Consider the following 9,246-nt stretch of genomic DNA (forward strand, 5'->3'; position numbering starts at 1 on the left):
ATTCAAACATTCAGCCGGATGTCACAGTTGGCTTGTTCAACCGTGATCAAACACCGTCACTTTTCTGCCGGGCCAGCCAGTTCAGGATCTCTCCCTGTTCCAGCCTTAGAGTTTCCTTCGCTCTGGAGCATAGTCCTGTCCCATATGAAACGCAGTACGACCGAACATGGCTGTCATGAACAATAATGCGATTAATACAGGCCAGATATCACGCAGGGAACGAGTGGGGACAAACAGAGCATAGACAGGGGCTGCCAGTCCCAGTAAAAACAGCACGAGGCAGAATAAGGCAAACAGGTAACTCAGTACCGAGAGTATTCTGTTACCGGTTTGCAGCACAGCGTCTGGGTTGTTGGTGCGAATCCGATTCTTAAGTTCTTCCAAAAAGGCCTCGTATGCTTCCAGCTGATTTTTCGCCATCTGCATTTGTCGCGATCCCATTCGGAGGTAATAGCTGGATTGAAAATTGATGGACAGCCCCCAGTGGGGGATGATCCGAACCATTTTTACCGGGAACGATTTTTTCTCTTCATCATAGGCTGACATGCCAGAGAAGGAATTCACTCGAGAGATCTTTTTGTATGGAATCTCCCTGGTTATCTTTCCGTGACGATTGAGCCTTTGCAGTGAATGCTCCGTCATAACGATGGTCTCTTCTCCGAATAAGAAGCCTCTTCGAAAACGATATTCCATCATGGTAATCCTGTTTCAACTAAAACGACCCACTGACGATGCTCTAAGTCATCTTACCGTTTCCAGGTGGTGATCTCTAGCCTGGTTTGCCAACTTCCGCGACGGCGTCCGCACCAGCGTCGTCGATTACGGCAACCTCGAAAAGAGCCAGGCAGACGCCCAAACCCTCGGCGAGATCCTGGAAGTCCCCATCTGAAACGGAATCTCAGCGAGCGACTCACGCAGTTGCCTCAACACCCCTGAGCGGCATCACCCCAGTCACCGTTTCAAACAGCATTTCCACTTCCCAACGCAGTAATAGAAATCAGCCGCAGGTCCTTACCCCCGGTTGAAAGCTCCAGCAGACAGAAGCGCCGTAGGGGCCGACCCATGTGTCGGCCCGCCGGGCAGAGAACGAAAAAGAGTAAACGTGAAATGGGCCAATAAAACTCACCCAGGAAAGAGGGTGGGATCGAATACAATTCGATCCGAGCGCAGCGAGCAGGAGGTCGCAGCTGCCACGATCAATTAAAAGCAACAGACTTTCTTGAGAGCATTCTGTTGAGCGAACCCACGAAGAAAAATAGAATCTATACTCTTAGTCATTGTTTCAATTATCTGATGCTGCCAGCTGCTCTTTAAAAGGAGGTCGAGCTATTCTACATCAATGCGATATGCGAATTGCTATTGATAGAAAGTCGGAAGTCCTGCCATGTGCCGCGTTGTTTATTCTCCCAAATACAATATTGGTTTTTACGGGCTGGAACGCCTGCATCCGTTCGACTCGCGCAAATACGGGCGGGCGTGGAAGCAGCTGCGTGCGCGTTTTGGCAAGTCGCTGCGTAAGATCCATGTTTCCCCGGAGCGTCCCGTCAGTCGTGAGGAACTGTTGCTGGTTCACACGGAACGTTATCTGAAACAGCTTTCCAATTCGATGTATGTCGCACAGGCACTCGAACTGGCGCCGTTGCAGTTTCTGCCCTTCTGGATCATCGATCACCACGTGCTGCGTCCCATGCGCTGGGCTACACGCGGCACCATCGTGGCCGCTCAAGAGGCACTGGAACATGGTCTGGCCATCAATCTGAGCGGCGGCTATCACCACGCAAAGCCTGCCCAGGGCGAAGGCTTTTGTGTTTACGCCGATGCCGCGATCGCGGTGGCGTCGCTGCGGCAACAGGCATTGATCTCAGAGACCGACCTGATTGTCTACGTCGATACCGATGCCCATCAGGGGAACGGCGTGAGCCATGCGTTTATGGACGACAATCGGGCGTTTCTGTTCGATATTTTCAACGCGCATGCCTACCCGCAGAATGATGTCGCTGCCCGGGAACGACTCGACTGTGAGATCGGCATCACGCGGAGCTGGACCGATCGTGAATACATGCTGGAACTGGAAAACAACCTCCCCGGCTTTCTTGATTCGGTTTCCCAATCCCCCGTCGGTCTGGCGATTTACAATGCAGGTACTGACATTTTCGCGGGTGATCCCCTGGGGGGACTGAATATCTCCGCAGCGACGATCCGCGAACGCGATTTGTACGTCGTCAACGAATTACGCCAACGGCAGATTCCCACGATCATGCTACTGAGCGGCGGCTACACAAAACAGAGTTTTCAACTGGTCGCCGATTCCGTGATCGGGTTGCTGGAGAGAGAAGTCTATTGAAGGCAGGGGCCGACTCCCGAGGCGTCCTGCCGATTCGTTTTGTCAGATGTAGATCAATCCAGACGCTAACAGTCGTAGGGGCCGACCCATGTGTCGGCCCGCCGGGCAGAGAACGAAAAAGAGTAAACGTGAAATGGGCCAATAAAACTCACCCAGGAAAGAGGGTGGGATCGAATACAATTCGATCCGAGCGCAGCGAGCAGGAGGTCACAGCTGCCACGATCAAGATAGAGAATAACCACCAACTTCATACAATACCCGGGTATGGAATGTCTGTTTCGTATCGCACGTCTCGCAAAACGACGATTCAGTATGAAAGCCCGAAACAGCAAAGCCGCACGAGTGAAATCAGCGGGATGAACTGCTAGACTCTTTGTCTTCAGTTGATGCTAAAACCAGAAAACGCTGGTCAAAGCGTGCGATATCACCCGGTTGAGTAGAGGCGAGGAACATTGAAAGTCATTGTGATCGGCGGCGGTGCAGCCGGATTCTTCGGGGCGATCGCGGCTGCGGAAAATGGTCACGAGGTGACGATCCTCGAAGCCGCCTCCTCCGTCCTGGCGAAAGTCCGCATCTCGGGTGGCGGTCGTTGTAACGTAACGCACAGCTGCTTCGAACCCCGCGACCTGGTCAACAGCTATCCCCGCGGCGGAAAAGCACTCCGCGGTCCCTTCACCCGCTTTCAACCGGCCGACACGATCGAGTGGTTTGAGTCGCGCGGCGTCGCCACCAAAACCGAAGCCGACGGCCGCATGTTTCCCACCACCGATGATTCCGCCACAATTGTCAACTGCCTGATGACCGCAGCGGAAAACGCGGGCGTCGTGGTTCGTCTGCGTGCCAACGTTGCCGCCATCGAACAACACGAATCCAGTTTCACCGTCACACTGCAGACGGGCGAATCAATCAACGCGGATCGCATCCTCATGACAACCGGCGGCAGTCGCGCCGGCTTTGAGTTAAGCGGTCGCCTCGGTCACACAATCGTGCCCCCCGTTCCGTCACTGTTTACATTCAAAGTCAACGATCCGCGCATCAAAGACCTGCCCGGCGTCGCGGTGGAACAGGTCGAGTGCCAACTGGTCACCAGCACGAAAACGTTCACCCAGTCGGGGCCGATCCTCGTCACACACTGGGGCCTCAGCGGACCGGCGGTATTGAAACTTTCTGCCTGGGCAGCCCGCGAACTGTTTGAAGCGAATTATAACGCCTTGCTCCGCATCAACTGGCTGGCAGGAACGAGTGCCGACCAGGCACGCGAACAGTTAAACGCGTTCAAGTCAGCGCAGGCGAAGAAAAACATCGACGCAGCCAGTCCCTGGCAGTTTCCCAAACGGTTATGGAAGTCGCTCGTCGATCACAGCCTGGGCCCGCAACCGGTGCGCTGGGCCGAACTTTCCAAAAACGGATCGCAGGCCCTCGTCAAAGAACTGACAGCCGGCGAATTCCAGGTCACGGGCAAAGGTGTCTTCAAAGAAGAATTCGTGACCTGCGGCGGCGTCGACCTGAACGAAGTCGATTTCCGCACGATGGAGAGCCGCCTCTGCCCCGGCCTCTATTTCGCCGGCGAAATCCTCAACATCGACGGTATCACAGGCGGCTTCAACTTCCAAAACGCCTGGACCACAGCCTGGATCGCAGGCCACGCGATGTAAGGCCGAGAGATAACACAACCGACAATCTAATCAGTCCCACACTCTCAAACCCACAAAAACCAGCGACCACTAGCCGCAGGGCTTTAGCCCCGGTTGAAAGCCCCAATAAACAGAACACGCAACAAACATCAAACCACAACAGTCGTAGGGGCCGACCCATGTGTCGGCCCGCCTGGCAGAGAACAAGCAAGAGCAAACCACGAACGGGACCAGCAAAATCCCCCTGCCAAAAAACAGAAGGGGGGGATCGAATGCAATTCGATCCGAGCTCAGCGAGCAGGAGGTCACAGCTGCCGCGTCCGCTGCAGGGGGGAGCCTCATTTTCGGTTGTAGATAACATTCACTCTTCGCGGATCACCTGGAAAAAATCACCCTCCAGGAAACCGGGGAGCCAGGTGCGGATGTCGCTGGGCCCGATGTACTTCAAATTCGTCGGGATCACTCCCGATTTTCCAAAGTAGGTCTCAGCCACATACAGTTGCAGATCGGCGACCAGTTCCAGAGAACGCTCCAAGAAGACAGCAAGTTCCTCGCGTGCGTCCCGGGCTTCCTCGTAATTCCCCCAGAAGCCACACGCGTCGCCTGTATGGCGTGCATAGATGTAGTAGAGATCGCGCGTCGAGAATATCGCCCGTGCATCGAGAGAAATCGCCTGACCAATAGATGTGACATAAATGTTCCAGCCATCTTCCACCTGATCAGGCACATATTTCGAAATGGGGAGTGGCTCGACAGATCCAAGAATCAGAGGGTGGCACACACCATTCTCCTTTTATCCCGACTTACATGATGTTGATCCTGGTCTGGGGACAAAATGTCAGCCGACTTGCGAGGTTTTGGAGCAAATCAGTACCAGTCCGGAGTACTCAGGCACTCAGCTGCCAGACACCATTGGATTAACTGTCTGACGAATCCCGGCGTGATGGAGAATTCTGCATTCCGTGTATCGCTGGACTGACCAGTCCGAAAGGTCGGCACTGGCGGAACCAGTTGCTGCTCTGCCAGCGCGGACATGAACCGCTGATGCGTCCAATCATCGATGGGATAGTGAAAACAAAGGCTCTTGTCAGGCGAAACAACGACAAGTGTCGGCCAGTCATCGCCAGGGAGATATGGCACAGACCAGTAATACGTCTCCTGATCCACCACGATTCGGGTTTTACCCCGTTTTGAGACTGCCATACGAAGTGACCGCTTTCTCTCTCAAGTTCTGATACGGCTCCAGCCAGGAACGACCCGAAAGGGGAGACCCATTCCGCAGCACTCTGGTTCGGAAAATGGTGACGATTTTACCAACTGCCCCCCCCCCTTTCTGTACCCCACCCAGGGTGCCACCGTTGGCTGGTCGAGCTAAAAGAAAAACAATGCTCCTCATCACACAACCAGAAAGGGTGGGATCGAATGCAATTCGATCCGAGCGCAGCGAGCAGGAGGTCGCAGCTGCCGCGTCCGAAACTGGGTAAAAGCCACCAACTTCACACCCCACCTGAAACCATCACATATCAACGTCGGACAGCCTCTGTTTCATTTTCCGTTTCAGCAGGAAAACAGCAACAATCAATCCGACCAGTCCTCCGGCGTAACCGGCATTATGAATCGTACCCACGATCGCAAATCGTTTGAGCGTGGTTCCGGAAAACTGTCTTTCAAACCCCAGGAATTCCTGAGAATCAAAGACATAGTAATTCAGGTACCCCGCGACGCCCCCCAGAATGCCCGCACCCATGGCACAACAGGCGATGATCGCGAGCCCCTGCAGAATATCGCGGCGGGCCGTTTGTAAATCATCACTGTTGAAACGCATCCGCGCGAGAAACCAGCCGGAAAATAATCCCACCCACCAGGTCGCGAGGAAGCCGATGATGCCCACATACAGCCGCTCGGGCAAATGAAAATCCGCATACCGAAACTGGTGGAATTTGAAATCGGTGAAATATTCCGGCGAGATCGTATAGCTGATCTGATCATGCAGCATCCCATACAGTCCGCCCAGCAGCGCCCCAAACAACAGGTACGGCAGAATTCTACGAACGTTTCTGACTCGGGGAACAATCCACTTCATTTCAGTTCTCAACAGGGTGGCATAGTGGTCTGGTCCCACTATGATGAAATCAAAGCCCTTCAACACAGAAAGGAGAGTGGATCCGGGCACAGCAGTCGTAGGGGCCGACCCATGTGTCGGCCCGCCTGGCAGCGAACGAAAAAGAATAAACGTGAAACGGGACCAGTAAAAAACTTCAGAAAAAGAGGGTGGGGTCGAATGCAATTCGATCCGAGCGCAGCGAGCAGTAGGTCGCAACTGCCGCGATTGATAAAGTGCAAAGCCACCAACCTCCACCGCATCCGGGTGGCACAGTGGGCTGGTCCCACTAAGAAAGTCGCAGAGTGCATATTATCAGGATCTGCCCCTTTTCCGTTCCAACCCCTCATCAATTCGCGATCAGTAATTCCAGCAGGCTGAGGACGGTCGTCCCCTCGCTGTTGTAAGGTTCCTCGAACGTCGTTTCATGATCGACCGAGTAAACCAGCGGGTTCGCGGGATCCTGCGGGTTCTCACCAATCAGGTAGAAGTAATGCGCGTCAGCACCGAAGGGGACGAACTGGGCAGTGTCGACCGCTGTGAAGTCAGCTTGCCAGTCAGGGTAGAAGCTGCCGTTCATCGCGAATTCGAAATAATGGCACCACACCAGCACAGAGTCCTGGATTTGAGTCTCAGTCATTTCAGCAGCGCCGCTCCCCGCATGCAGTTCGCGAAAACGGATTTCGGAGGAACGAAACGTACCCGCCGGCCACTTGATCTGCTGCGTCAGGATTTCGACAGAGGATTGCCCTGTCGGCTCCGACGGCAGCCCACCGAGCTGAATAATCTGCTCGCGCAGTTCACCATCCAGGAGCATCATCGCAGACCCCCAGTTCACATTCGCCGCCGCCTGCCGTCGCTGTGATTCAATCTCCTGAGCCCGCCGCTCCTTCTCACGCTGAGCCGCTAAACGTCGCTGTTCTTTATTTGATGGCATTGAGGCACGATCTTTTTAACTGGAAAGAAAACAGCATTCTGCTTTCTGGGTGTACGAAGTGCCTCATTATGCGGGTCTATCGCCAGAATTGCCACCACTTTTTGGTGGGTAAACTATCAGACTCTTCCCAGCTGCCATCGGCGCGACTAACGGCCTTCCGGTTGCCAATTATGATTTCCGTAACTGCTGCATGATCAATCAGTTCCAGCAGATCAGGGGCAAACCAGAAGTCAGCGTCCAGGTCTTCCATGAACACATTGAGGGCATAATCATCTCTGGCTTCACCAATCACTTCCACATCAGTCACGGAAGGCGTCGTCTACCCATAAACTTACCCACACATACCGGCAATCCCTCTCTCATCAGTTTCCGACGCTGATAAAACTCGGACATGATCCCCAAATGTGATATTCATATTTTACTCGTAGCTGATGAACGATTCGGGGGCTGAATTGAGATGAAATTATTCAACGGAATATAAAGAAAAAAAATTAATTGATATCTATTTCAGTCGCTGTTATAGACCTTACTTTAGCTCGGCTTTCGATTTCATTTACAACACCTTCGTATAGTTTTAATTCAGTGTTATCAGTCGAAATCGTCACGATCAATGAGTATCGAGCCTTCTTTTCAATGCTCTTCTCACTCGTCTTATTTCGCCACCATCCAGATACTGGATATACACAAATATGACGAGAGGCGGCCAACTCAGCGGCAGTGCCATTCCAGGTGTCTGAGTGAATTGAGCCACGATTTGTTAGACGCTCTCCTAAATCCCAGTTTCGGTTATCAGGGATTACAGGTTCTGGTCGTTTTCTGTCTTTTCGGTTTTTCTCGGGCCAAGAATCTTTATTGAGTCGAAGCCGCATCTGTTGAAGAGTCTCATGCGGGCGTATAACTGAAAATCTTAACCCATGTGATTTATAGTTGTACTTTACTACATAACCTCTACGGGGGGGATTTGGTTCAATAAAATAAGATAAAGTGACTCGCATTTTGATTTGAGTATCTGCCAGGTCCTCAAGTACTTTTGTTGGTAATGGAAGATCATGGAGATGCATTTCATTCGACTTATCTTTATTATCTAAGTCGTCATAATAATATGGTTGTAAGGCATCTTGAATAATCATTGTTGTGAAGCCCGAGGCTGAATCTCTAGCCCTCTCCAAATTTGGGACACCCATTCCGTATACTTTTAAGCGTTGCTCCCGTTCTTTCTGTGGGCTACTAGGAAACTCTTCAAGCATTCTGTCAGTCCATTCTGCCGAATGAACAATTAGCCCACGTATAGTTTCTGGCCAGTAATCAGGATATTCTGATTGTAGAATGGCAGCTATTCGGGCAACTTGAGCAGTTGCAGCGCTTGTATCTCTACTAGTACCTAATAAGTTATTGCTGTCTTCTGTCAATTGGGTGGTTAGAAGTTCAAGATCATCTGCGCAGAGGATTGTACCCTTATCGTCTTTTAAACGGTTACCTCCCTCAAAAACTACATCGGGTTTGTAAGGCCATGAACTGTCATTCCACAACACTGAAGTCAGGCTAGTCGGCGATAGTGAGCCAGGCATAGCAATGGGTTGAAATCCATCAAATCCTTGTTCCCTGATAGTAGATAATTCTGTGTATGCTCCCACTGTCAGTGCATTCCAAGATTGGGCAGGGTCTTCAATGCTGGCTAGGTAATTATCATCTGGATAATTTTTCCCATGATCCCATAGATTCCCTGTAGAGACAATTAGAAGTTTTTGTACTCCATCGTCAACACCAGCGCAGGACTGGTCTATCGATGCTGACCATAATGAAGGTCTACCAAGTTCGTTGCCATTAGCGGTAACTGCCATGCTAAAAACACGAGATCTATCAGAATCAATCGTATTTGCAATTTCCATTGCTTTCACAGTGATTGGACCATAATCAGGCGGATCATTCACTCCATGGGGAGGCAATATTTTAATCGATTCTAACTGATGCTGTAGTTTTAATTCTTCTTTGGATAACAACACATCATTCAATGGACCATATAGTGCTAGTCCTGCCATCTCCGTGCCATGTCCTTGATGGTCAAATGAGCCCCACTCAGGATTTACGGCATGGGTTGTATTAGGTGAAAAAGCTGAGTCAAGAAGAGGGTGACCATTATTCACACCGGTATCTAGTAACTCCGATTACAAATAGTTTCCCACCAAAGCGAATTGTTGCCATTGCTTCCTGGTTTTCCTGAGTTCTCTCC

Annotated in this window: 8 protein-coding genes and 1 pseudogene; 2 read left to right on the plus strand and 7 right to left on the minus strand. The window is 51.7% G+C overall.

Annotation, left to right across the window (positions count from 1 at the left end):
• Window positions 1-105: 105 nt before the first annotated feature.
• Window positions 106-564, minus strand: coding sequence for a hypothetical protein (locus FYZ48_RS04195; protein WP_149337835.1), 459 nt, complete (start codon window positions 562-564; stop codon window positions 106-108).
• Window positions 565-1,384: 820 nt separating this feature from the next.
• On the opposite strand from FYZ48_RS04195, the gene FYZ48_RS04200 reads away from it, so the two are divergent.
• Together FYZ48_RS04200 and FYZ48_RS04205 are read left to right on the plus strand one after the other, a co-directional pair.
• Window positions 1,385-2,344, plus strand: coding sequence for a histone deacetylase family protein (locus FYZ48_RS04200; RefSeq protein ID WP_149337837.1), 960 nt, complete (start codon window positions 1,385-1,387; stop codon window positions 2,342-2,344).
• 452 nt (window positions 2,345-2,796) lie between these two features.
• Complete coding sequence (locus FYZ48_RS04205; protein WP_149337839.1) at window positions 2,797-3,999, plus strand: BaiN/RdsA family NAD(P)/FAD-dependent oxidoreductase; 1,203 nt, start codon at window positions 2,797-2,799, stop codon at window positions 3,997-3,999.
• 340 nt (window positions 4,000-4,339) lie between these two features.
• Here FYZ48_RS04205 and FYZ48_RS04210 read toward each other — a convergent pair whose 3' ends face one another.
• The 6 genes and pseudogenes from FYZ48_RS04210 to FYZ48_RS04235 form a co-directional block, all read right to left on the minus strand.
• Window positions 4,340-4,759 carry a hypothetical protein gene (locus FYZ48_RS04210; protein WP_149337841.1) on the minus strand — a complete coding sequence of 140 codons (420 nt, stop codon included), beginning with the start codon at window positions 4,757-4,759 and terminating at the stop codon, window positions 4,340-4,342.
• A gap of 86 nt (window positions 4,760-4,845) precedes the next feature.
• The gene (locus tag FYZ48_RS04215) at window positions 4,846-5,181 is read right to left on the minus strand and encodes a hypothetical protein (RefSeq protein WP_149337843.1); all 336 of its coding nucleotides are present in this window, start codon (window positions 5,179-5,181) and stop codon (window positions 4,846-4,848) included.
• A gap of 313 nt (window positions 5,182-5,494) precedes the next feature.
• Window positions 5,495-6,061, minus strand: coding sequence for a hypothetical protein (locus tag FYZ48_RS04220; protein ID WP_149337845.1), 567 nt, complete (start codon window positions 6,059-6,061; stop codon window positions 5,495-5,497).
• A 367-nt stretch (window positions 6,062-6,428) separates the two neighbouring features.
• The gene (locus FYZ48_RS04225; protein WP_149337847.1) at window positions 6,429-7,016 is read right to left on the minus strand and encodes a hypothetical protein; all 588 of its coding nucleotides are present in this window, start codon (window positions 7,014-7,016) and stop codon (window positions 6,429-6,431) included.
• 76 nt (window positions 7,017-7,092) lie between these two features.
• Window positions 7,093-7,323, minus strand: coding sequence for a hypothetical protein (locus tag FYZ48_RS04230; protein ID WP_149337849.1), 231 nt, complete (start codon window positions 7,321-7,323; stop codon window positions 7,093-7,095).
• 184 nt (window positions 7,324-7,507) lie between these two features.
• A pseudogene (locus FYZ48_RS04235) lies at window positions 7,508-9,163 on the minus strand (S8 family peptidase); the annotation flags it as partial.
• Between the last annotated feature and the right edge of the window lie 83 nt (window positions 9,164-9,246).

The sequence above is a fragment of the Gimesia chilikensis genome (assembly GCF_008329715.1).
GTDB lineage: Bacteria > Planctomycetota > Planctomycetia > Planctomycetales > Planctomycetaceae > Gimesia > Gimesia chilikensis.